Raw genomic sequence first — 23,570 nt, 5'->3', positions numbered from 1 at the left:
CGTGCGGCCCGGGTTGGATATGGGGTCGCCAGCCCCGTTTTTCGATCTGGATCAGCATGCAAGTTCTGGTTAGCAACGACGACGGCGTGGAGGCCCCGGGCATCCGGATCCTGGCCGAGCGTCTTGCCGGGTTCGGCACAGTGACGGTCGTCGCCCCTGACCGCGACCGTTCCGGCGCGAGTAACTCACTTACCCTCGATGCGCCCATCCGCGTCCAGCGCCTGGATGAGAGCCGCTACCGGGTCGCGGGCACGCCTACGGATTGCGTCCATCTCGCCCTGTCCGGGTTGCTGGAGCATGAGATCGATATCGTCGTCTCCGGCATCAACAACTGCGCCAACCTCGGCGATGACGTGATCTATTCAGGTACCGTCTCCGCGGCGATGGAGGGGCGTTTCCTCGGCCTTCCCGCCATCGCTGTTTCTTTGGTAACCAAAGAAGGCTCGGGCCAGCATTTCGAATCGGCCGCCAGCGCCGTGCTTATGTTGGTGCGGCGGCTAGTCGTCGATCCGCTGCCCGCTGATACGATCCTCAACGTGAATGTTCCTGACCTGCCGTGGGACGAGATCCGCGGATTCGAGGTCACTCGCCTTGGTAAACGGCACCGCTCCGCACCCGCCATCCGCACCGAGGATCCGCGCGGTCGCGACATGTGGTGGATCGGTCCACCGGGCAAGGTGGATGACGAAGGGCCCGGTACGGATTTCAACGCGGTAAGCCGCGGTTACATTTCGGTCTCGCCGATCCATACCGATCTCACACGTTTTCAGGCGCTGGAAAAGGTGAGCAGTTGGATGCTCTCGCTTTCGTCGGGCATGGAAAACGAGGAGGCGGCGTGACGTGGTAAACCTGCACGCCTTGCCACCATCGGCGTTGCGTGGCGAAGGCATGACCTCGCAACGCGCGCGTGATCGCCTCGCGGCCAAGCTGGCCGAGGAAGGCATCCGGGACGAGCGCGTGCTGGAAGTGATCCGCCAACTCCCTCGCCACCATTTCATCGATCAGGCGCTGCATTCCCGCGCTTATGAAAATACGGCGTTGCCGATCGGCCACGGCCAGACCATTTCGCAACCATGGATCGTGGCACGCATGAGCGAGGCCCTGATCGAGCACGGCGTTCCCGAGCGCGTGCTCGAAATCGGCACGGGTTCGGGTTATCAGGCGGCCGTGCTCGCGGGTCTCGTGCCGACCGTGTATACCGTGGAGCGCATTGAAGAACTGTTGCGCCAGGCGCGTCGGCGCTTCCGCCAGCTAGGTATCGAAAACCTGCGTTCGCGCCACGACGACGGCAAGCTCGGCTGGCCGTCGGATGCGCCGTTCGATGGGATCATTCTTACCGCCGCCGGCGATCGCATTCCCAAGCAACTGCTTGATCAGCTGAAACCCGGTGGCGTGTTGGTGGCCCCGGTCGGTAGCCCCAGTCAGCAAGTGCTGGTGCGGCTGCGCAAGGACGAGCACGGCGAGGTCATCCGTGAAGAGCTTGGCGCAGTGAGTTTCGTTCCGCTTCTGGGCGGCATCGGCTGATGCGCTCATCACGTAAGGGAGTCCGCTGAATGCGGCTGTTCGGATCGCTCTATGAGCGTGCCATCGTCTGGGCACGCCACCGCCATGCCGTGCGCTACCTCGCCGGCCTTTCGTTCGCTGAAGCCTTCATCTTTCCGATCATGCCCGAGGTCATGCTCGCGCCGATGATGCTGGCGGAACCGCGCAAGGCTTTCCGCTATGCGAACTGGAGCCTGCTGTTCTCGTTGCTCGGTTCGCTGGTGGGATATGCCCTGGGCCATTTTGCCTTCGAGGCGTTGAAGCCCTTGCTCGAGTCCATGCACCTGCTGGCACACATCCAGGAGGGCGTGGCCAATCTGCAGAAGGACATGCAGGCGCACTCGCTCGGGCTCTACATCGTCCTGGCCATGGCCGCCCTGCAGCCCGTGGTGCCGATGAAGTTTGTTACCTGGGCCTCCGGTATCGTCGGCGTGCCGATCCTCCCGTTCCTGCTATGCATGCTCATCGGTCGCGGCAAGCGGGTATGGCTCCTGGCCCTGCTGGTCCGCATCTTTGGTGAACGCGCGGAGCAGATGCTGCGCAAACACATTGAGTGGATCGGCTGGGCTGTTATCGTAGCCATCATCCTCCTGGCTGCCTGGTGGTTCCTGCTGCGATGAGCGCCCGAGAAAGCAAACCCGCAATGCGCCCGCTTCGCCCGCTGGCACTAGCCGTGGCGGCGGGTGTGGTTCTTCTCGGCACCGGCTGCAGCGATCTCGATCCCGCGCGACGCCATTCCGTCGTGGTGACCCGGCCGGCGGGCTACAACGCCAGTTCGCCGCACACGGAGTCGCCCACGCCTCCGCCGCCTGGTGGCACCTATCGGGTAGCGAAGGGCGATACGCTCTACAGCATCGCCTTCCGCAACAAGGTCGATTTCCGCGACCTGGCCAAGTGGAACAACGTCGACTCGTCCTACACGATCTGGCCTGGGCAGGAACTCCGCCTGGCGCCGCCAAGCCAGGGGAAGAGCACGCCGGTGGCTGCCCCCGCCCATGCGGCGCCGGTCGTGGTCGCGGCGGCACCGCCGCCCACGCACCCCGCCGCACCGCCGGCCGCCCAACCCGCACAGCCCGGCTTTCAGGGCGTAAGCGAGGCAGACTCGGCGCCTGCGCCGGCGACGACCACCAACACGCCGGTCGTGGTGGCCGGCAAGCCCGCGGATTCCGTGGTGCCGCCGCCCGTGCCGCCGACCGCGCCACCCACGGCGACCCCTCCACCCGTCGAGAATCCGCCGGCATCGACACCGATCATCGCCAGCGGTGCGACGCGTAGTGCGGGCGGCATCAACTGGCGCTGGCCGGCCGATGGCACCCTGATCAAGCGCTTCGCCTCGGGCGATGCGATCCCGGGCATCGAAATCGGCGGCAAGTCAGGCGATCCGGTGCGCGCTGCCGCGGACGGCGTGGTGGTGTACAGCGGCAATGGCCTGGTGGGCTACGGTGAGCTGGTCATCATCAAGCACAGCGACAGCTTCCTCTCCGCCTACGGCCACAACCGCAAGCGTCTGGTGAAGGAAGGCGAGAAGGTGAAGGCCGGCCAGACCGTAGCGGAGATGGGCTCGTCTGGCGCTACGCGCGATGAGTTGCAGTTCCAGGTCCGCCGCGATGGCAACCCGGTCGATCCATTGCAGTACCTGCCACCCAAATAAGGGCATCGCGCGCAAGCGCGCTCCTACGGGGGTGTGCGTTGTCCGATCGGGGGTGCGTTGTCCGATGGGCGTGCGATGCCCTTGTAGGAGCGCGCTTGCGCGCGATCACCGCCTCAGCCGGAGCGCGCCTTCCGCGCCTCAAACGCCTGCAAATGCGCCCACGCCGTCTCCAGCATCGGCGCCTTGATTCCCTGCGCATGGGCCCGTCGCAACATGTCGCCGACGATATGGTCCGCTTCAATCTTCTGCCCCGACTCCAGGTCGCGCAGCATCGATGCGGTAAGCGGCGAACCTTCCTGTGTCAGCACCTTCCACGCCATGGACCGGGCCTGGTCCGGCACGGGCTGGCCGGACGCGCGGGCGATGGCCAGGCATTCGTCGTAAAGCTGCTCGATCAGGCGGCGACCGTCGTCCGTGCCGACGATATCGCCGATGCTCGCGCGGAACAGGCAGGTGCCACCGGCGAGCGTCGTAAGGAAAGTGAACTTCGCCCACAGGTCGCGGACGATATCGCTAGATTGGGTGTGATCGACCTTGGCCTCGGCAAAGGCGGCAGCCAGCGCGTCGCATCGGCCCGCATGGTCCGCGCCATCGCGCTCACCGAAGGTAACCGACGCGCCATTGCCGAAGTGAATCACCTCGCCATCCGGGCCCTTTCCGGCGCTGATGACGCACATGCCGCCGATCACCTTGTCCGGGCCGAAGCGTGCATCCAGCGCCGCGTAGTGGGCGAGGCCATTGAGGATCGGCCATATCGCGGTGTGTTCGCCCACCGCCGGGTCGATGGCTTCGATCGCGGAATGCAGGTCGTACGCCTTGCACGAGAGCAGGACGACATCAAAGGCGCCTGCGTCGGCCACGGTCTCCGCAGTGACGTGTTTCACGCGGAGGGTGGCGTCGCCGAACGGACTGCGGATGACCAGGCCTTTCGCTTCGAGCATGGCCGCACGGGCCGGGCGAACCAGGAAGGTGACATCGATGCCGGCCTGGGCGAGCCGCCCGCCGAAGTAACCGCCGGTCCCGCCGGCGCCGAGGACCAGGATGCGCATGGGCGTTTAGCCTTGCAGGGGCAGGATGAAGGCAGCCAGCACCCGGCGGCCTTCACCGGAGAGCAGGCTGTAGGTGCGGGCGGCTGAACCGCTGGTCATGGCTTCCACGCCGATCCCGCGGCGGAGGAAGCCCGCCATGACCTCGGCCGGTGGGAAGACCTGGCGCTCGCCGGTGCCGATGATGACGATCTCAGGCTTGAGGGCGGCGATCGTCTCCACGTCAGCGAGGCTCATGGCCTTCGCATCGCTGACCGGCCAGTCCTCGACCACCTGTTCGGGGGTGAGCAGCAGGCTGGTGTGGAAGTCGCGGTCCACCACGGTGACGGTGTCCGCGCTGACCCGGCGTACGAAGAGGTATTCGCCGGGGCGGTCGAGCGTGAGATCCATGGGAGGCTTACCGGGGCAGGGCGAGCTTCGGATCCTGTTCATTGCGGCGGAACAGGACCACGACGTGGCCGATTTCCTGGACGGTTTCGGACTTGGTCTCGCCAGTGAGGAAGGCGATCTGCGCCTGGCGCTCATCCTTGTCACCGCCCGAGAGCTTCACCTTCACCAGCTCGTGCTGGTCCAGGGCGTTGCCCAGTTCCTTGGCCACGGCCTCGGTGGCACCCTTGTTGCCAAGCAGGATCACGGGGGAGAGGTCGTGCGCCAGGCTGCGGAGGTAGCGGCGCTGCGTAGGGGAGAGCGACATTGCGTTCAGGTTCGATTCGCGGGGGAGAGGGCCCAAAGGGTATCATGCGTGCCCCCCTCTCTTCTTTATCTGGCGGATTCCCCGGCCAATGGCACGCAGTAAAAGCAGCTCCCGCTGGCTCAAGGAGCACTTCGACGACCCCTACGTCAAACGGGCCCAGGCAGAGGGGATGCGTTCGCGCGCCGTTTTCAAGCTGGAAGAAGTGCTTGAGAAAGATCGCCTGATCAAGCCGGGCATGACCATCGTCGACCTGGGTGCCGCGCCCGGCGGCTGGTCGCAGCTGGCTCGCCAGCGCCTCGGCGAGTCTGGCAAAGTCATCGCCCTGGACATCCTGCCGATGGTCGGCCTGTCGGGCGTGGACTTCATGCAGGGCGATTTCCGTGAAGAAAGCGTGCTGCGCGAGCTCGAAGGCATGCTGGATGGCAAGAAAGTTGATCTTGTCCTCTCGGACATGGCCCCCAATATGTCGGGTGTGGCCCTCGCGGACCAGATCCGCGCCATGGATCTGTGCGATCTTGCCCGGCAGTTCGCCCTCGACTGGCTGACGCCCGGCGGTTCGTTCCTGGTGAAGCTGTTCCAGGGGGCTGGTTTTGACGATTACCTAAAGAACTTGCGCACTGACTTCAGTCGCGTGACGATGCGTAAACCGAAGGCCTCCCGCGCGCGTTCGCGAGAGGTCTATGCGCTGGCGACCGGCCTGAAATCCGCGTCCCGGCAACCTGGCGAGAACCGCGCATGAATGAGATGGCTAAAAACCTGTTGCTCTGGCTGATCATCGCGGTGGTCCTGCTAACCGTATTCCAGACCTTCAACCCGCACGGCGGGTCGGCGCAGGACATGTCCTACACCGCCTTCGCCCAGCAGGTGGACAACGGCAACGTTGCGAGCGGCACGATCACCTCCTCGGCGCCGCCGACGATCACCGGCAAACTGAAGGATGGCGCCAGCTACCGCACCGTGGTGCCGGTCGTGGGCCTTTCCACCAGCGACCTGGTCAAGCAGATGCGCGACAAGGGCGTCGAACTTCGCCAGGAGCCGGCGGATAACGGCTTCTCGCTGATCGGCCTGCTGTTCAACTGGCTGCCCATCATCATCTTCGTCGCTGTGCTGATCTGGTTCATGCGCCAGATGCAGGCGGGCTCCGGTGGCCGTGGCGCCATGAGTTTCGGCCGCTCGCGCGCCAAGCTGCAGGGCGAAGACCAGATCAAGGTCAACTTCACCGATGTAGCCGGTTGTGACGAGGCCAAGGAAGAAGTCGGCGAGCTGGTCGAGTTCCTGCGCGACCCGGGCAAGTTCCAGAAGCTGGGTGGCAAGATTCCGCGCGGCGTGCTCATGGTGGGTCCGCCGGGTACCGGTAAGACCCTGCTCGCCAAGGCGATTGCCGGCGAAGCCAAGGTCCCGTTCTTCTCGATCTCCGGTTCCGACTTCGTCGAGATGTTCGTCGGTGTCGGCGCCAGCCGCGTGCGCGACATGTTCGAGCAGGCGAAGAAGCACGCCCCGTGCATCATTTTCATCGATGAAATCGACGCGGTCGGCCGCCATCGCGGTGCCGGCATGGGCGGTGGCCACGATGAGCGCGAGCAGACGCTGAACCAGTTGCTGGTCGAGATGGATGGTTTCGAGGGCACCGAGGGCGTCATCGTCATCGCTGCTACGAACCGCCCCGACGTGCTTGATCCGGCGCTGCTGCGTCCGGGCCGCTTCGACCGCCAGGTCGTCGTGGGCCTGCCGGATGTCAAGGGCCGTGACCAGATTCTTAAGGTGCACATGCGCAAGGTGCCGACGGCGGCCGATGTCGATGCGATGACCATCGCCCGCGGCACGCCTGGCTTCTCCGGTGCCGATCTCGCGAACCTCGTGAACGAGGCTGCGCTGTTTGCCGCACGCGAGAACGCCCGCGAAGTGCGCATGAGCCACATGGACCGCGCCCGCGACAAGATCCTGATGGGTGCCGAGCGCCGCTCCATGGCGATGAACGACGAAGAGAAAAAGCTCACGGCTTACCACGAGGCGGGTCACGCCATCATCGGTCGCCTCGTCCCGGAACATGATCCGGTCTACAAGGTCACGATCATTCCGCGTGGTCGCGCCCTGGGCGTGACGATGTACCTGCCGGAAGGCGATCGTTACAGCATGAACAAGGTGGCGATCGAATCGCAGCTGGCTTCGCTGTATGGCGGTCGTGTCGCGGAAGAGATCATCTTCGGTGCCGACAAGATCACCACGGGTGCATCGAATGACATCGAGCGCGCTACGAAGATGGCGCGCAACATGGCCACGAAGTGGGGCCTGTCGGATGAGCTCGGTCCGGTGATGTACGGCGAGGAGGAGGACGAGGTCTTCATTGGTCGCTCCGTCACGCAGCACAAGAGCGTCTCTAACGAGACCGCGCGCAAGATCGATGAAGTGGTGAGGACGATCCTCGATCGCGCTTACGCGCGCAGCAAGGAGCTTTTGACCACCAACATCGACAAGCTGCATGTGATGGCAGAAGCGCTGCTCCTGTACGAAACCATCGATGCGCGCCAGATCGACGACATCATGAACAACCGCGAGCCGGGTCCGCCGGCCGACTGGCAGAAGCCGGGCGCCACGCCGCCACCGCCGCCGCGTGGCGACTCCGGCTCGGCGCCGGACAAGGTCGGCAAGCCTGCGACGCAGCTGTAAGGGAAGGGCGGCCATAGGCCGCCCTTCTTGTTTGAAGACTCAAACCCCGCTGCGACAACAATTTAGCCGTCCAATTACGCCAACTGTTACCGTCGCGCGAAAAAAAGTTTCAAAAAAGTGTTGACGCACACCCCTGATACCTGAATAATTCCGCTTCTCGACACGGCGGAAACGCTTCACAGCGGTATCTGTCGAGTCAAAGGTTTTAAGTGTGCGCCCGTAGCTCAGTTGGATAGAGTACCAGGCTACGAACTTGGTGGTCGGGAGTTCGAATCTCTCCGGGCGCACCATTTTTAAAACACCATTGAGTCGCATGCATTTCAATGGTGGTGGTAGAAAGTGTGGTGTGTTCAAACGGATTGACGGGCTAGGCTTTGACCCGTAGCATCTGAAAACTTCACCAGGACATCGGTGCGGTTTAAGGTTTCGGGGTATAGCTCAGTCTGGTAGAGCGCCAGCTTTGGGAGCTGGATGTCGGGGGTTCGAATCCCTCTGCCCCGACCAATCGGTGCTCTACGTACAGTGCCTGCGCCTGTAGCTCAACCGGATAGAGCATCGGCCTTCTAAGCCGACGGTTGCAGGTTCGATTCCTGTCGGGCGCGCCAGTTCAGGTTTATGGTGGGCGTAGCTCAGTTGGTTAGAGTACCGGATTGTGATTCCGGATGTCGTGGGTTCGAATCCCATCGTCCACCCCACTTTTGAAGTGTTACAATTTACGTTTCCGGGCCGTTAGCTCAGTTGGTAGAGCAGTTGACTCTTAATCAATTGGTCGTAAGTTCGAATCTTACACGGCCCACCAATTCGGAACAGGCACTTAGAGAAATCTAAGTGCCTTTTTCTTTTGTACCGTTCCGAGGTTTAATCCCTGACGTGCTCGCGATCATGCTGGGCCAGGAGAAGGTCCGGATGATCAGTCAAGAAAACATGGGCACGCGCCGTCTGAGGCGCTCCATCCCAGCCTGGTTGCTGGGCGCCCTCGTCGCCGCGTATATCCTCATCGCACTCAATCGCAGCCTTTGGGCTGAGGTGCACGACACCCTTGCGGCGTCACGTGGCCTGACTGGATTCTGGGCCTTGAGCGTGACCGTTTGGTGTCGGCTCGTCGCCAACCTCATCCTGACGTTAGCCCTGGTCATCTGGCCGCGCATCGGCAAGACACTGCTGGTGCTGCTGATCCTGGTATCCGCCGCCAGTGCGTACTACACGCAGACGTTTGGCGTGCGTCTGAACGAGGAAATCATCCAAAGCATTTTCGAGACGACACGCGCTGAAGCTATGGCGCTGATCACGCCAGCGTTCCTTGGCTGGATGGCCTTGTTCGGTATCTTGCCGGCCGTGCTCGTCGCGCTTGTTCCGGTCCGCTTCCTGCCCCTGTGGCGCAGTCTTGGCTTGCGTGCCGCGATCATCGTGGCTGCGGTCGTCCTGCTGACAGTGCCGCCGATGCTCATGGGGCGTAGCTACGTTTACTTCGAGCGCAACCACCGTGGCATGTACGACGTGTACCACCCGTACGCGGCCCTCAGTGGGACTTTCCATTACCTGCAACGCGATGTCTTCCGTAAGAAGAAGACCATGACCCCGATCGGTACCGATGCCACGCTGGCACCCAACGCCGCGATGGCGGCGCGCAAGCGGGTGGTGGTGCTGGTGGTGGGCGAGACCGCGCGGGCGCAGAACCAGTCGCTTCAGGGCTACGGGCGCGACACGAATCCGGAGATGACGCGCGCGGGTGCGATCTATTTCAGTGATGCCTGGTCTTGCGGCACGGCGACGACGGTGTCGGTGCCGTGCATGTTCTCGAACATGACGCGCGAGAAGTTCGACAAGCCGGTGGCCAAGGCACATTGGAACGCGCTCGATGTGCTGCAGCACGCAGGGGTCGACGTGTTCTGGCGCGATAACGATGAAGGCTGCAAGGATGTCTGCGAGCGGGTACCGAACGACGACCTGACCGACGCGAAGATCGCCGGCCTCTGCGATGCCAATGGTTGCTTCGACCAGGTCCTGGTATCGGATCTGCCCGAGCGCCTGGCGAAGATGCGCTCGCCCGCGCTGCTGGTGCTGCATATCAAGGGCAGTCACGGCCCGGCGTACTTCCAGCGGTATCCGAAGGAGTTCAGCGTCTTCAAGCCAGGCTGCGACACCGCCGAAGTGCAGACCTGCACCTACGCGCAGACCGTGGCGAGCTACGACAACACGATCCTCTACACCGACCATATCCTTGGCGAAGTGGTGGATGCCTTGAAGGCCCAGCCCGACGTAGACAGCGCCATGATGTACCTCTCCGATCACGGCGAATCGCTGGGTGAGAACGACGTGTACCTGCACGGCGCAGATTGGGCCACGGCGCCCAGCCAGCAGAAGCACATCCCGATGCTGATGTGGCTCTCGCCCGGTTGGGTGCGCGACAGCGGGGTGCGCCTGGATTGCATGGCGCAGCGGCGCGTACAGCCGGCCAGCCAGGACAACGTCTTCCATACGTTGCTGGGCTTCTTCGGCACGCGTAGCGAGGTTTACAAGCCAGAACTCGACTTGCTGGCTGGATGCCAGGGCTGAACCCAGGCGAGCACCTGTGGACCGGCAGCTTGGCTACCCCTAGAATGACGCCGCGAGCGAGAGTGGCGGAATTGGTAGACGCACCAGATTTAGGTTCTGGCGGGGTAACCCGTGGGGGTTCGAGTCCCCCCTTTCGCACCAGATGATACGAAAACGCCCCGGGCTACAATGGTCCGGGGCGTTTTCGTTGGAGTTAGGAGATCATCGTGGCGATGTGGGCTCCGGACTGGCCGAGTCCAGCCGCCGTTCAATGCGAGAGCTTCCAACCTGCTGCGAAAATGGCCGCCGCCGCGGTGAGTGCCCCAGCAAGGCTGGTCGCGAGGATCCAGAAGGGATGCCAGCGTGCTTCGACGGTGGTCTTGTCGACATCCGCCGCTAGCTTCGAGCGTTGCAGGTCGAACAGCTTTTGCTGTTCTAGGTGCATGCGGCTCGCTTCGCATTGGTACTTGATCGTTTCGACCTGCAGCTTTGTCGCTTCAGCAAGGGTGCGCATCAACTCCGCATGAGCCATGCGATCGTCCATCGAGTAGTTGCCGTCCATGTCGTTACGGCATCTTGATCAGCGCAACCACCAGGGCCGCGATCGCGCTGATTGCCGTCACCACGATGGCGCCAAGACCGATCAATGGGTAGTAGCGGGTCTCGGCCTGGATTTTGGCCGCCTCGGCTTCAAATCGCGCGGTCCGCGCCGCGGTTTGCGCTTCAATGGCGGCCTTTCTGGCGCGAAGGGTTTGCGCCTCTTCGTCGAGCTTCGCGGCTTCCGCGTTGAGCTTCGACGACTCAGCGCGCACTTTCATTGCGTCGAGGGCGAGCTTCCACTCGGCCTCGGCGCGCAGCTTCATGGTCTCGGCCTGAAGCTTCCATGCGTCCATCAGCGTGCGGTTCAATTCCGCAGCGGCCATGCGTTCATCCACCGATCGTGAACCATCCATTCCTTGTCATCCTTCAGCGAGCGGGCACTAGTTGCCTTGGTGCACAAGCTACGCTCTGCTCGCGGCTCGGGCCAGACGGGCGCGGCCGACCCCGTGTGTAGGATTTTTCCCTATCTCGCGTCGTCGATGTAAGGCGTCTGCTATGCCTTGCTATATCTGCACTGGCGCGCCGGTTCGACGAGCAACGATGTTTGCGAGCCATGCCAACACGACAGTGATCGCGAAGTTCGCACCGAAGGCCATGGTCTGCGACACATTGAGTAATGCCGCAAACAGCGAGCCGCCGATGGCGAGCGTCGACGCGACGGCGAGCGACTCGCACAGCTGTAATGCCGATGCGTTCGTGCCTTGCTCGTGCGCGGCCGACATCGATAGCGTGAGTGTCGAGACGGTGCCGTACACCATGCCGATGCCTAGTCCGGTGACGAGCCAGCCAAGTACCGCGATGGGGACAGGTGTGGCGGCGAACATCGCGAGCCCGGCCACGACGGTGCCGATGGCCATGAGACCCGTGCCACGATTCAACAAACCCTGGCGCGAGATCTTTGCGAGATGCCCCTGGTACCACGAGCCGGAGAACCAGCCGACAGCGCCCACGCTGATCGCAAGGCCGGACCACGTCGGGGACAGGCCATGCTGACGCGAGAACGCGAGTGGCAGAAAGGCTTCCGCGCCGAAGAACGCGGATGCGACGAGGCCGCGAAGGCCGATCAATGAAGGCAGGCCGCGCGCCGCACGGAGCGTGCCGGACGGCAGCAGGCGGCGGCCGCAGAAGATCAGGGCGATGAGCGCGGGCACGAGCAGCGCGACGGCGCGCCACCCGTGTTCCTGGCCGGCGAGAAACAAAACGCAGGCGCCTAGTGACGCGCCGACGGCATTGAGCATGCGCCCAGGCTGCTCATTGAGGTGTGCAACCGGCGGGTCGAGTGAGCGCACGGCGCCGCGGACGCCGAGGGCGGCGGGCACGGCGAGCAGCGGTACGCCGAGAAACACCCAGCGCCACCCGACGTGCTCGACAATCAGACCGCTGACGGCGGGCCCGATAAGCGCCGGCACGACCCAGCCTGCCGAAAACGAGGCAAAGACCTTGGGTCGCAGGTGATCCGGGTAGAGCCGGCCGACGATGACGTAAAGGGCAGGGGAGAGCAGGCCCGCGCCGAGGCCTTGGATCAGGCGCCCGATCAGCAGCATCCACATGGTGTGCGCAAAGCCGGCCACGAGCAGTCCCGCGACGAATCCGCCCAGGCCTGCCCAGAGTGCCGGCTCGGGGCCGCGCCGATCGCTCCAGCGCCCGGAGATCACCATGCCGATGACACTGGTCGCGAGAACGCCACCGAAGGCCAGGGCATAGACGCGCAGGCCATCGAGCTCCCGGGCAACGGTCGGCATGGCGGTCGTGACCGCCAGGGCCTCAAAGGCGATCAGCGAGATCAGGGCCACCATGCCAAGGGTGGCCGCGCGGTATCGGGGAGCGAGGATGCCTTCGGCCGGGGTCGCCGTGGCGTCGAGGAGCTTGGGGTCAGACATACCCACGTTCATGGTCGATCCTTGGGGGAGGGCGAGTGTCGCACGGTTGCGAATACCGGCCGGAAGCAGGAGGATCGGACCTGAACCATGGTTGAGGTCAAGCGATGCGCGAATTGAGCGTGGGTGAGGTGGCCCAGCGAGCCGGCGTGGCGATCTCGGCGCTGCACTTCTATGAGCGGAAGGGGCTGATCCATAGCCTGCGCACGGCCGGGAATCAGCGTCGGTATGGCAGTGATGTGCTGCGCCGGATCGCGGTGATCAGGGTCGCCCAGCGTGTAGGCATTCCCCTGGAGGCTGTCAGGCAAGCCCTGGCGAGCCTTCCGGAGGGGCGTACACCTAGCCGGGAAGACTGGGCCGGTCTGTCCGCCCGCTGGCGGCAGGATCTCGACGAGCGCATCGCCCAGCTCACCAACCTGCGAGACCGGCTCGGTGACTGTATCGGCTGTGGCTGCCTTTCCATGTCGGCCTGCGCCCTCGCGAACCCGGGCGATACGCTGGCCTCCGAAGGGCGCGGCCCCCGACGCTGGACCGGCCCGTGAGCCCTGTTGCGGCGGTATGACCGCAAAACGTAGAATGGGCAGTCATTTGCGGGGTTTTTCGTCAGCACCGGCTGGTCCGGGATGGGGCCAGGCGCTCGCGGTGAATCCCTAAGTTTTGGTCAAGGCGGCGGATGCCGCCATCGCGCCGCCTGTGAGCGGCGGTTTCAGGAGAGGTCATGCAGGTTTCGGTTGAGAATGTCGGCAAGCTCGGGCGCAAGCTCACGGTGAAGTTCCCGGCCGAGCGTCTGGAGACGCAGGTCTCCGAGCGCATCGCGGAAATGGGCCGTACGGTCCGCCTCAAGGGCTTCCGCCCCGGCAAGGTGCCCACCACGGTGATCAAGCAGCGCTTTGGCGCGCAGGTCCGTGGCGAGGCGCTTTCGGACCTCATCGGTACCACCCTGCGTGAGGCCGTGAACCAGGAGAAGCTCCAGCCGATCGCCAATCCGTCGGTCGATACCACGGGCAACGCCATCGATGGCGAGATCGCCTACACCGCCACCTTCGAAGTCATGCCGGAATTCCCGGCGGTCGACGTGGCCGCGCTCGAGATCGCGCGCCCGAAGGCCGAGGTGAAGGACACCGACATCGACAAGATGATCGAAACCCTGCGCACCCAGCGTCGCAGCTTCGACGAAGTGGCCCGCGCCTCGCAGGAAGGCGATTTCGTCATGTTCGAATACTCGGCCGAGGCGGGTGATTACCGCTTCCCGGCCGAGGGCCTGGAGCGCGCTGGCAGCGTGCTCGGCTCGGGCACCCTGTTCAAGGCCCTGGATGAGGCCCTCACGGGTCGCACCGCCGGCGAAGACCTGGTCCAGGATGTGGCTTTCCCTGACGACTTCCGTAATCCGGAGCTCGCAGGCAAGACCGCCAAGGTCACCTTCAATATCATCAAGGTGCAGGAGCCCAACCTGCCGGCCATCGATGCCGAGTTCATCCAGCTGTTCGGCGTGGCCGATGGCAGCGTTGAGACCTTCCGCAAGGAAGTGCGTGCGAACCTGGAGCGCGAACTCAAGGCCACCCTGATGGCCCGCCTGAAGTCGGAAGTGGCTGAGAAGCTCGCTGGCGCCTACCCGGACCTGGATGTGCCGGATCTGATGGCCAACGCCGAGGCCCAGAGCCTGGCGGCCGGCAACCTGCCGCGCGGCCAGCAGCCGTCGCCGGACATGGTGGCCCAGGCCCTGCCGTTCGCGACCAAGCGCGTCATCGCGGCGCTCCTGATGGGCGAAATCGCCCGCAAGAACGAGCTGCGCCTCGATCGCAAGCGCATGGGTGAAATGCTGACGGCGATCGCCTCCACCTATGAAGAGCCGGAAAAGGTCATTGAACTGTATAACAGCGACCCCCAACTGATGCAGGGACTGCAGAACCGCGTGATGGAAGACCAGGTGGCCGAATGGGTGGCAGATAACGCCAAGTCCTCGGACCAGGAACTGAGCTTCGACGAGGTCATGCGGCCGATCGGCGCCTAAGGCGCTGATCTTCCAGCAACAACCGGGCCCCATACCTAGGAGAGACCACATGTCCCCGATCCAGAACCTCAACCTGGTGCCCATCGTCGTCGAACAGACCTCGCGCGGTGAGCGTTCGTACGACATCTACTCGCGCCTCCTCAAGGAGCGCGTGATCTTCGCGGTGGGCCCGGTAGACGACTACATGGCCAACGTGATCGTCGCGCAGCTCCTGTTCCTTGAGTCGGAGAACCCGGACAAGGACATCAACCTGTACATCAACAGCCCCGGTGGTTCCGTCACCGCGGGCATGGCGATCTACGACACGATGCAGTTCGTGAAGCCGGACGTGAGCACCATGTGCATCGGCCAGGCCGCCTCCATGGGCGCCCTGCTGCTGGCGGCGGGTGCGGCCGGCAAGCGTTACTCGCTGCCGCATTCCCGGATCATGATCCACCAGCCCTGGGCTGGCGGCATCTCCGGCCAGGCCACGGATATCGAGATCCACGCCCGTGAAATTCTCACGATGCGTGAGCGTCTCAATGCCATCCTGGGCCACCACAGCGGCAAGTCGGTCGAGGAAATCGCCCGGGATACCGAGCGCGACCGCTTCATGAGCGGTGCGGAAGCTCAGGCTTATGGCCTGATCGACTCGGTTCTCGACAAGCGCACGGTCGAAACCGTCCGTTCCGCTTGATCGTTTTCGCTTGTGAAATCCAGCACTTCGCCCCGACTTCCCGGGGCGGGGTGCTGTGTTATTCTCAAAGCGCATCTGGATTCTCAGTAGGGCCCAAAGCATGACCGACGAGCGGCAAGGCCGTTCCAACGACGGCAAGATTCTGTACTGCTCCTTCTGCGGCAAGAGCCAGCATGAAGTGCGCAAGCTTATCGCCGGCCCCAGCGTGTTCATCTGCGACGAATGCGTTGAGCTGTGCAATGACATCATTCGCGAGGAACTGGAAGAAAAGGCGGCCTCCGGCCGTACCCAGCTTCCCAAGCCGCGCGAAATCATGGAAGCGCTTGACCAGTACGTGGTCGGCCAGACGCGCGCCAAAAAGGCGTTGTCCGTTGCCGTCTACAACCATTACAAGCGCATGGAATCGCGCCAGAAGAACGACGATGTCGAACTCGGCAAGTCGAACATCCTCCTGATCGGTCCGACCGGTTCGGGTAAGACGCTGCTGGCGGAAACGCTGGCGCGCCTGCTCAACGTGCCGTTCACCATCGCGGATGCCACGACGCTGACCGAAGCCGGTTACGTTGGCGAAGATGTCGAGAACATCATCCAGAAGCTTCTGCAGAAGTGTGATTACGACGTCGAGAAGGCGCAGAACGGCATCGTTTACATCGATGAAATCGACAAGATTTCGCGTAAGAGCGAAAACCCGTCGATCACCCGCGATGTGTCTGGCGAGGGCGTGCAGCAGGCGCTGCTGAAGCTCATCGAAGGTACGCTGGCTTCGGTACCGCCGCAGGGTGGCCGCAAGCATCCGCAGCAGGAGTTCCTGCAGGTCGATACCCGCAATATCCTGTTCATTTGCGGCGGTGCGTTCGCGGGGCTGGAGAAGGTTATCCAGCAGCGTTCCGAGACCACCGGCATCGGCTTCGGGGCTGAAGTTCGCTCGAAGGAGCGCACGGAAAACCTCGGCAAGATGCTGTCGGAAGTCGAGCCTGCCGATCTGGTGCGCTTCGGTCTTATTCCTGAGTTCGTGGGCCGTCTCCCGGTCGTCGCGACGCTGGATGAGCTCGACGAGGCGGCGCTGGTGCAGATCCTCACCGAGCCGAAGAACGCGGTCACCAAGCAGTTCCGCAAGCTGTTCGACATGGAAGGTGCCGAGCTGGAATTCCGTCCGGAAGCCCTCTCCGCCATCGCCAAGCGCGCGCTGAAGCGGAAGACCGGTGCTCGTGGCCTTCGCACCATCCTCGAGCAGGTCCTGCTCGACACCATGTTCGAGCTGCCGTCGCTGGAGCACGTCAGCAAGGTGGTGGTGGATGATGCGGTCATCGATGGCCAGGCCGAGCCGTACCTGATCTATCGCGGCAATTTGCAGCAACGGATCGCGGGTGAGGGCGGCGACGCCGCCTGATCCTCTCCGGTAAGGCACACAGGCGGCCCCGGCGCTGAAAAGCGTCGGGGCCGTTTTTGTATGTAGTCCTGGCCCTTGATGGTCCCTTCGCGAACCTCCACTTGACTACCATGGTGGCCCCGGCGCAGTGTCGGGGCGAACCCCAACTCTTTGAGGGAAATCCCAGACACATGGCGAAGAATCGCAGCCAAACCACGAGCGGAGCCGCGCTGGACCTGTTGCCGGTCCTCCCCCTGCGCGATGTCGTCGTCTACCCACACATGGTCATCCCTCTGTTCGTCGGTCGCGACAAATCCATGCGCGCGCTCGAGCAGGCGATGGAAGGCGAACGGCAGATCCTGCTCGTCGCGCAGAAGAGCCCGGATATTGACGACCCGTCGGTGGATGACCTGCACCAGGTGGGCACGCTGGCCGGTGTGTTGCAGTTGCTCAAACTTCCCGATGGCACGGTCAAGGTGCTGGTGGAAGGCCAGTCGCGCGTGCAGATCGAATCGTACGAAGACGAAGGCGGCATGTTGCGCGGTCGCGCTCGCGTTATCGAGCCGGTCTACACCGGCAGCGAGCGCGAACTTGATGTCGTTTCGCGTTCGCTGGTTTCGCTCTTCGAGCAACTGGTCAAGCAAAGCCGCAAGTTGCCGCCCGAAATCCTCGCGACGCTCTCCGGCATCGACGATCCGTCGCGCCTGGCGGATTCGATCGCGGCGCATCTGTCGGTGCGCATGGGGGATAAACAGAAGGTGCTCGAGACCTCGGATGTCGGTCAGCGCCTGGAGCTGCTCATCGGCCTCGTCGATGGCGAGATGGACCTGCAGCAGGTAGAAAAGCGTATCCGCGGCCGCGTGAAGTCGCAGATGGAAAAGAGCCAGCGCGAGTACTACCTCAACGAGCAGATGAAGGCCATCCAGAAGGAGCTCGGCGAGGGCGAGGAAGGCACGAACGAGATCGAAGAACTCCAGAAGAAGATCGACAACGCGGGCATGCCTAAAGCGGTGCTTGCGAAGGCGCGCCAGGAGTTCAACAAGCTCAAGCAGATGTCGCCGATGTCGGCGGAAGCCACGGTGGTTCGCAACTACCTCGACTGGGTGGTCGGCGTGCCGTGGAAGAAACGCAGCAAGATCCTCAAGGATCTGGCACTCGCCCAGGAAACCCTCGACGCCGATCACTTCGGCCTTGAGAAGGTCAAGGAGCGCATCCTCGAATACCTGGCGGTGCAGCAGCGCGTCAACACCATGAAGGGTCCGATTCTTTGCCTGGTCGGCCCGCCCGGCGTGGGCAAGACCTCGCTTGGCCAGTCCATTGCCAAGGCGACGAACCGCAAGTTCGTTCGCATGAGCCTGGGCGGCGTGCGTGATGAGGCCGAGATTCGTGGCCACCGTCGTACCTACATCGGTTCGATGCCGGGCCGCATCGTGCAGAATCTCAACAAGGTCGGTACGAAGAATCCGCTGTTCGTGCTCGATGAAATCGACAAGATGTCGATGGACTTCCGCGGCGACCCATCGTCGGCGCTGCTGGAAGTGCTCGATCCCGAGCAGAACCACGCGTTCAACGACCACTACCTCGAGGTCGATCTCGATCTGTCCGAAGTGATGTGGGTAGCCACGGCGAATTCGCTGAATATTCCCGGTCCGTTGCTTGATCGCATGGAGGTCATTCGTATCCCGGGTTACACCGAGGACGAAAAGCTCAACATCGCGCAGAAATACCTGCTCACGAAACAGCTCAAGGCCAACGGCCTGAAGGGCGAGGAGCTGACCATCGCCGATGACGCGCTGCGTGACATCGTTCGCTACTACACCCGCGAATCGGGCGTGCGTAACCTGGAGCGCGAGATCTCGAAGATCTGCCGCAAGGTGGTGAAGGAGCTCGCCCTGGGCACCGTGCCGGCCAGCGCTAAGGCCAAGGTCACGAAATCCGCCGCAAAGGGCGCGAAGGGCAAGGCGCTCGCGCCGGGCCAGGTGCGCGTGGATGCGAGCAACCTCGATCATTACCTGGGCGTGCGTCGCTTCGATTTTGGCCGTGCCGAGCAGCAGAACGAAGTGGGCCTGGTGACGGGCCTGGCGTGGACCCAGGTCGGTGGCGACCTGCTCAGCATTGAAGCCTCGGTGGTTCCCGGTAAGGGTCGCCTGATCCATACGGGCCAGTTGGGCGATGTGATGAAGGAATCGATCCAGGCAGCGCTGAGCGTCGTACGCGCACGTGCCGCAGGCTTCGGCATCGAGCCGGATTTCCACGAAAAGCTTGATATCCATATCCACGTGCCCGAGGGTGCGACACCGAAGGATGGTCCGAGCGCGGGTATCGCCATGTGCACGGCACTCGTGTCGGCGCTTACCAAGGTGCCGGTACGCTCTGAGATCGCCATGACCGGTGAGATCACCTTGCGTGGTCGCGTGCTGCCCATCGGCGGCCTCAAGGAGAAGCTGCTGGCAGCGCACCGCGGCGGCATCACGACGGTGATCATCCCGGAAGAGAACCGCAAGGACCTCGTCGACTTGCCCGAGAACATCACCAGCTCGCTGGAGATCCATCCAGTGAAGTGGATTGATGAAGTGCTGGATCTCGCTCTTGAGCGCCCGTTGGGGCCGGTCAAGGCCGAGGACGGGAAGGGCGTTGAGGTAACACGCAAATCGGGCAAAGGCGGCAAGGGGAAGAACTCCCCCTCGCTTACGCATTGATTTGATGTAACCGTTTGCTGTAGCGACAAAAAGGGCGCGCCATGAGCGCGTCCTTTTTGTTTTCGCGGTCTTGTCATTAAGTAACCGCGATAATCGTTTTTTTCCTTTTGCGCAAGCCTCCCCGAATGATGCACTTTCGCTGAAAACGTTGGTATTGCTCGTGTTGCGGCTGGGGAAGGGCGCTGGTATAAAGGCCATTCCGCCATCGCCCGCGCCGCAAGGGCGCCATGCATCGCGGGGTCGCCGATCATGCCCATGGCAGGTCCGTTGATCTGACGTATTTTCGTCCGGGATCGCCGTCCGGCGTTCCGAATTACCTTTAGGGAGTCACGTAATGAACAAAACCGATCTCATCGCCGCCATCGCTGAGAAGTCCGAGCTGTCGAAGGCTGACGCTGCCAAGGCGCTCGAAGGCCTCATCGAAGCGGTGAAGGACACGCTGAAGAAGGGCGAAGACGTTGCCCTCGTCGGCTTCGGCACGTTCAAGCTGCGCAGCCGCGCCGCCCGCACGGGTCGTAACCCGCGCACCAACGAAGAGATCAAGATCCCGGCATCGAAGGTTCCGGCCTTCACCGCTGGTAAGGCGCTCAAGGATCACGTAAACTAAACGGCTTACCGTTGCGGGTGCTTAGCTCAGCGGTAGAGCGTCGCCTTTACACGGCGCTGGTCGGGGGTTCGATCCCCTCAGCACCCACCAACGGGAAGTGGAGTGGTAGTTCAGTCGGTTAGAATGCTGGCCTGTCACGCCGGAGGTCGCGGGTTCGAGTCCCGTCCACTCCGCCAATCCTGCAAAGGCGCCCGTGTGGCGCCTTTGTTTTATCTACCGCCGGCAACGGGTTGCCGGCGTCACCTGTGCGAGTCGCATCATGCTGCAAGCCCTGCGTAACAAGATCCACGGCTGGCCCGCTGCCATCATCCTTGGCATCTGCGTGTTCGCCGTCGCCTTCTTCGGCATCGAGTCGTACTTCGTATCGCATACCGATACGTTCGTGGCGAAGGTCGATGACCACGAGATTTCGCAGCAGGATTGGCAGGCCAGGATGACTGAGCTGCGCCAGCAGATCGCCGCCTCGCCGAACTCGCCGTACACGGTGGCCGATCTCGAAAAGCCCGAGCTCAAGCAGCAGATCCTCGAGGGCATGATCAACCAGGTGCTGTTGCAGAAGGCCAATACGGATCTCGGCCTGGCCGTCTCCGATCTCGCCGTGCGTGACACGATCGGTACCGACCAGGGCTTCCAGGTCGATGGTCGTTTCGATCCGGGCACCTACCGCGCCGTGCTTGCCTCGCAGGGCATGACGCCGGCGATGTACGAAGCCAAGGTGCGCTCCAGCCTGGCGACGCAGATGCTGCCGGAGGCCATCTCGGCCACCACGCTGGTCAGCGATGCCGACGTCGACAACTTCTTCCGCCTGCATGACCAGCAGCGCGACCTGCATTTCATCGACTTGCCGCGCCCGTCGCTCACCGATGCGAATGTGGCCGATGGCGAGATCGATACGTTCTACAAGGCGCATATCGCCGACTACACCACGCCGGAGCAGGTCTCCGTGCTGTATCTCGAAGTGAAGCAGGCCGACCTGAAGCTGGGCGAGCCCACCGACGAGCAACTGCACGAGTACTACGCCAAGTTCAAGCAGCGTTACGCGCAGCCCGAACAGCGTATGGCTTCGCACATCCTGATCAACGTGCCGAAGAACGCCACGCCCGACCAGCAGAAGGCCGCGCTCGAGAAGGCAAAGAAGATCGCTGCCGAAGCGACCCCGGAAAACTTCGCCAAGCTCGCCGCGGAGAATTCGGACGATCTCGGTTCCAAGCGTACGGGCGGTGATCTGGGCTGGCTCGAAAAGGGCGTGACCAACCCGGCGTTTGATACGGCGCTGTTCGCCATGAAGAAGGGCGAAGTCAGCAAGGAGCCGATCCTGTCGCCGGATGAGGGTTATCACATCATCTGGCTGCGCGATGCCCGCGAAGGCGACGCCAAGCCGTTCGCCGAGGTGCGCGGCCAGCTGGCCAGCGATTGGGCCAAGGCCGAAGGCGAGCGCCTGTACAACGAAAAGGCGGGCCAGCTCGCCGATCTCGCCGAGCGCAACCCGGGCTCGCTCGATGCGGTAGCGAAGGAACTCGGCCTCGAGATCAAGACCAGCCCGCTGTTCGGTCACAAGGGCGGCGAAGGTATTCCGCAGGATCCGAAGTTTATCCAGGCCGCGTTCGCCGACGATGTGCTGAACCAGGGCAACAACTCGTCGCTCGTGCAGATTGGCAAGGGCGATGCCATTGTCATGCACCTTTCCAAGCACAACGCCGCGACGCCGCAGCCGATCGCGAGCGTCAAGGACATCATCCGCCAGCGGATTCTTGACGAGCGCGTCGATGCCCTGGCGAAGAAGCAGGCTGACGATCTGGTCATCCAGGCGGCGAAGGGTGGCGATGTCGCCGCACTCGCCAAGGCGCCCGTGCAGAACGCGACGGGTCTGACCCGTAGCAAACTCGGCGAAGCCAAGGATGTGCCCCCGGCCGTCCTGCGCGAGGCGTTCTCGCTGCCGCGCCCGGCCGCGGGCAAGGTGGCCTGGTCCGCGGTTCGCATCGATAACGGCAACTACGCCGTGGTCGCCGTGGACAAGGTCACCGATGGCGATCCGGCCAAGGTCGAAAAGGCCACCCGTGATGCCCTGCGCGGCCAGATGATGGACGCCATGGCACGTGCCGTGACCATGGAGTACATCGAGGCCCTGCGCGCCAAGGCGAAGGTCATCGTCGCCAGCGATCGCATGTAAGCCAGGCCACCCTGGCGTTCGAAGAACCCCGCCCACCGGCGGGGTTTTTTTTGCCTCGTAACATGCGGCAGCGCATGGACCGCCTCCCGATTTAGAATGGCGGTCTTATCGCGTCAAAGGGAGCACCCGTGATCATTCAACCCAAGGTTCGTGGCTTCATCTGCACCACCGCCCACCCGGTCGGCTGTGCGAAGAATGTCGAAGAGCAGATCGCTATCACCAAGGCCAGTGGCGCGTTCGCCGCAGGCCCGAAGAAGGTGCTGGTCATCGGTTCGTCCACCGGCTACGGCCTGGCCTCGCGTATCACGGCCGCCTTCGGCCAGGGCGCCGATACCCTGGGCGTGTTCTTCGAAAAGCCTTCCAGCGAGACCAAGACCGGCACGGCCGGCTGGTACAACGCGGCTGCGTTCGACACGCTTGCCCGCAAGGCTGGCCTGTTCGCGAAATCGATCAATGGCGACGCCTTCGCCAACGAGACCCGCGCCAAGGCCATCGAGATCATCAAGAACGAAATGGGTGGCAAGGTCGACCTGGTCGTCTATTCGCTGGCCTCTCCCGTGCGCAAACTGCCGGAAGGCACGAAGCTGGGTGAGCCGGGTACCGTGGTGCGTTCTGCGCTGAAGACGGTAGGCGAGGTCTTCAAGGCGTCCTCGGTCGACACCAACAAGAACGAAGTGGTCGAAGCAACCGTCGAGCCAGCCACCGAGCAGGAAAAGAAGGATACGGTCACCGTCATGGGCGGGGAGGATTGGGCCCTGTGGATCGACGCGCTGGCGGACGCGGGCGTGCTCGCAGACAACGCCACGACTGTCGCGTACAGCTACATCGGCACGGAAACGACCTGGCCGATGTACCGCCGTGGCACCCTGGGCCTCGCCAAGGAGCACCTTGAGCGGACGGCACATGAACTGGGCGCGCGCCACAGCGGTCTTCACCTGCGCTCCTATGTGGGCGTGCTGAAGTCGGTCGTCACGCAGGCCAGCTCGGCCATCCCGGTGATCCCGCTCTACGTCTCCATGGTCTTCAAGATCATGAAGGCCAAGGGTCTCCACGAAGGCTGCATCGAGCAGATCAACCGCCTGTTCCACGATCGCCTATACCGCACCGACGGCAAGCCGGCGGAGACCGATCCCGAAGGCCGCGTGCGCCTGGACGACTGGGAGCTGCGCGATGACGTGCAGGCCGAGTGCAAGGCCCTCTGGCCCAACGTGACCACGGCCAACCTGCTGACCGAGACCGACTACGCCGGCTACAAGCACGAATTCATCAAGCTGTTCGGCTTCGAGGCCAAGGGCGTGGATTACGACGCCGACGTCAACGCAGACGTCCAGTGGGACGTCATCCAGCTACAAGCCTGACCGCCTCTTGTAGGAGCGCGCTTGCGCGCGATGGGTGCTCGATGCAACCTCCATCGCGCGCAAGCGCG

21 protein-coding genes and 8 tRNA genes are annotated in these 23,570 nt (G+C 63.3%); 23 read left to right on the top strand and 6 right to left on the bottom strand.

The annotated features are described in order from the left end of the window. Positions 1–56 precede the first annotated feature (56 nt). From surE to VGN46_RS00815, 4 genes are read left to right on the top strand one after another with little or no spacing between them, the layout of a single operon-like run. A complete protein-coding gene (gene surE / locus VGN46_RS00830; protein WP_331639597.1) occupies positions 57–839 on the top strand; it encodes a 5'/3'-nucleotidase SurE in 783 nt (260 codons plus the stop codon). 49 nt (positions 840–888) lie between these two features. Further along, a complete protein-coding gene (locus VGN46_RS00825) occupies positions 889–1,524 on the top strand; it encodes a protein-L-isoaspartate(D-aspartate) O-methyltransferase (RefSeq protein ID WP_331639647.1) in 636 nt (211 codons plus the stop codon). A gap of 29 nt (positions 1,525–1,553) precedes the next feature. Continuing rightward, positions 1,554–2,162 carry a DedA family protein gene (locus VGN46_RS00820; RefSeq protein ID WP_331639595.1) on the top strand — a complete coding sequence of 203 codons (609 nt, stop codon included), beginning with the start codon at positions 1,554–1,556 and terminating at the stop codon, positions 2,160–2,162. A gap of 23 nt (positions 2,163–2,185) precedes the next feature. Beyond that, a complete protein-coding gene (locus VGN46_RS00815; protein WP_331639592.1) occupies positions 2,186–3,193 on the top strand; it encodes a peptidoglycan DD-metalloendopeptidase family protein in 1,008 nt (335 codons plus the stop codon). Between the two features lie 113 nt (positions 3,194–3,306). Here the strand turns inward: VGN46_RS00815 and panE are convergent, their stop codons facing one another. Genes panE through VGN46_RS00800 form a run of 3 tightly spaced genes read right to left on the bottom strand, consistent with a single transcriptional unit; the run spans position 3,307 to position 4,933 of the window. Continuing rightward, positions 3,307–4,242, bottom strand: a complete 936-nt coding sequence (gene panE, locus VGN46_RS00810; RefSeq protein ID WP_331639590.1) for a 2-dehydropantoate 2-reductase — start codon at positions 4,240–4,242, stop codon at positions 3,307–3,309. Between the two features lie 6 nt (positions 4,243–4,248). Next, positions 4,249–4,629 carry an Mth938-like domain-containing protein gene (locus tag VGN46_RS00805; RefSeq protein ID WP_331639588.1) on the bottom strand — a complete coding sequence of 127 codons (381 nt, stop codon included), beginning with the start codon at positions 4,627–4,629 and terminating at the stop codon, positions 4,249–4,251. A gap of 7 nt (positions 4,630–4,636) precedes the next feature. Continuing rightward, positions 4,637–4,933, bottom strand: a complete 297-nt coding sequence (locus VGN46_RS00800; protein ID WP_331639586.1) for a YhbY family RNA-binding protein — start codon at positions 4,931–4,933, stop codon at positions 4,637–4,639. Between the two features lie 88 nt (positions 4,934–5,021). Between VGN46_RS00800 and rlmE the strand changes: the two genes are divergently transcribed. The 9 genes from rlmE (at position 5,022) to VGN46_RS00755 (ending at position 10,297) form a co-directional block, all read left to right on the top strand. Further along, positions 5,022–5,672, top strand: coding sequence for a 23S rRNA (uridine(2552)-2'-O)-methyltransferase RlmE (rlmE, locus tag VGN46_RS00795; protein WP_331639584.1), 651 nt, complete (start codon positions 5,022–5,024; stop codon positions 5,670–5,672). After that, positions 5,669–7,600, top strand: coding sequence for an ATP-dependent zinc metalloprotease FtsH (gene ftsH / locus VGN46_RS00790; protein WP_331639582.1), 1,932 nt, complete (start codon positions 5,669–5,671; stop codon positions 7,598–7,600). The genes rlmE and ftsH overlap by 4 nt, the downstream gene beginning before the upstream one ends. A 213-nt stretch (positions 7,601–7,813) precedes the next feature. Then, positions 7,814–7,890, top strand: a tRNA-Arg gene (locus tag VGN46_RS00785). A 137-nt stretch (positions 7,891–8,027) separates the two neighbouring features. Next, positions 8,028–8,104 (top strand) — tRNA-Pro (locus VGN46_RS00780). A 24-nt stretch (positions 8,105–8,128) separates the two neighbouring features. Next, positions 8,129–8,205, top strand: a tRNA-Arg gene (locus VGN46_RS00775). A gap of 13 nt (positions 8,206–8,218) precedes the next feature. Next, positions 8,219–8,295 (top strand) — tRNA-His (locus tag VGN46_RS00770). Between the two features lie 28 nt (positions 8,296–8,323). Further along, positions 8,324–8,399 (top strand) — tRNA-Lys (locus VGN46_RS00765). 107 nt (positions 8,400–8,506) lie between these two features. Further along, the gene (locus VGN46_RS00760) at positions 8,507–10,156 is read left to right on the top strand and encodes a phosphoethanolamine--lipid A transferase (RefSeq protein ID WP_331639580.1); all 1,650 of its coding nucleotides are present in this window, start codon (positions 8,507–8,509) and stop codon (positions 10,154–10,156) included. A 56-nt stretch (positions 10,157–10,212) separates the two neighbouring features. Continuing rightward, positions 10,213–10,297, top strand: a tRNA-Leu gene (locus tag VGN46_RS00755). Between the two features lie 106 nt (positions 10,298–10,403). Here the strand turns inward: VGN46_RS00755 and VGN46_RS00750 are convergent. The 3 genes from VGN46_RS00750 to VGN46_RS00740 form a co-directional block, all read right to left on the bottom strand. Beyond that, positions 10,404–10,697, bottom strand: a complete 294-nt coding sequence (locus VGN46_RS00750; protein WP_331639578.1) for a hypothetical protein — start codon at positions 10,695–10,697, stop codon at positions 10,404–10,406. Between the two features lie 4 nt (positions 10,698–10,701). Continuing rightward, complete coding sequence (locus VGN46_RS00745) at positions 10,702–11,088, bottom strand: hypothetical protein (RefSeq protein WP_331639576.1); 387 nt, start codon at positions 11,086–11,088, stop codon at positions 10,702–10,704. Positions 11,089–11,238: 150 nt separating this feature from the next. Next, positions 11,239–12,627 (bottom strand): MFS transporter, encoded by a 1,389-nt coding sequence (locus VGN46_RS00740; RefSeq protein ID WP_331639574.1) that lies wholly within the window; start codon positions 12,625–12,627, stop codon positions 11,239–11,241. Positions 12,628–12,719: 92 nt separating this feature from the next. Between VGN46_RS00740 and soxR the strand changes: the two genes are divergently transcribed. From soxR to fabV, 10 genes are all read left to right on the top strand, one after another. After that, a complete protein-coding gene (gene soxR, locus VGN46_RS00735; RefSeq protein ID WP_331639572.1) occupies positions 12,720–13,154 on the top strand; it encodes a redox-sensitive transcriptional activator SoxR in 435 nt (144 codons plus the stop codon). 176 nt (positions 13,155–13,330) lie between these two features. Continuing rightward, complete coding sequence (tig, locus tag VGN46_RS00730; protein WP_331639570.1) at positions 13,331–14,623, top strand: trigger factor; 1,293 nt, start codon at positions 13,331–13,333, stop codon at positions 14,621–14,623. Between the two features lie 49 nt (positions 14,624–14,672). Beyond that, positions 14,673–15,299 carry an ATP-dependent Clp endopeptidase proteolytic subunit ClpP gene (gene clpP, locus VGN46_RS00725; protein ID WP_331639569.1) on the top strand — a complete coding sequence of 209 codons (627 nt, stop codon included), beginning with the start codon at positions 14,673–14,675 and terminating at the stop codon, positions 15,297–15,299. A 100-nt stretch (positions 15,300–15,399) separates the two neighbouring features. Continuing rightward, positions 15,400–16,689 (top strand): ATP-dependent Clp protease ATP-binding subunit ClpX, encoded by a 1,290-nt coding sequence (clpX, locus tag VGN46_RS00720; protein WP_331639567.1) that lies wholly within the window; start codon positions 15,400–15,402, stop codon positions 16,687–16,689. A gap of 170 nt (positions 16,690–16,859) precedes the next feature. Continuing rightward, positions 16,860–19,367: an endopeptidase La gene (gene lon / locus VGN46_RS00715; protein ID WP_331639565.1), complete on the top strand. Its 2,508-nt coding sequence runs from the start codon at positions 16,860–16,862 to the stop codon at positions 19,365–19,367. 334 nt (positions 19,368–19,701) lie between these two features. Continuing rightward, the gene (locus VGN46_RS00710) at positions 19,702–19,974 is read left to right on the top strand and encodes an HU family DNA-binding protein (protein ID WP_331639563.1); all 273 of its coding nucleotides are present in this window, start codon (positions 19,702–19,704) and stop codon (positions 19,972–19,974) included. A gap of 15 nt (positions 19,975–19,989) precedes the next feature. Continuing rightward, positions 19,990–20,064 (top strand) — tRNA-Val (locus VGN46_RS00705). Between the two features lie 9 nt (positions 20,065–20,073). Further along, positions 20,074–20,150: transfer RNA gene (locus tag VGN46_RS00700), tRNA-Asp, on the top strand. 83 nt (positions 20,151–20,233) lie between these two features. Next, on the top strand, positions 20,234–22,144 hold the full coding sequence (locus VGN46_RS00695) for a SurA N-terminal domain-containing protein (RefSeq protein WP_331639561.1): 1,911 nt from the start codon (positions 20,234–20,236) through the stop codon (positions 22,142–22,144). A 128-nt stretch (positions 22,145–22,272) separates the two neighbouring features. Beyond that, the gene (gene fabV / locus VGN46_RS00690; RefSeq protein ID WP_331639559.1) at positions 22,273–23,502 is read left to right on the top strand and encodes an enoyl-ACP reductase FabV; all 1,230 of its coding nucleotides are present in this window, start codon (positions 22,273–22,275) and stop codon (positions 23,500–23,502) included. The last annotated feature ends 68 nt before the right edge of the window (positions 23,503–23,570 follow it).

It is taken from the genome of Luteibacter sp., assembly GCF_036500425.1.
Classification (GTDB): domain Bacteria; phylum Pseudomonadota; class Gammaproteobacteria; order Xanthomonadales; family Rhodanobacteraceae; genus Luteibacter.
This window is presented reverse-complemented; position numbering and strand designations above follow the sequence as displayed.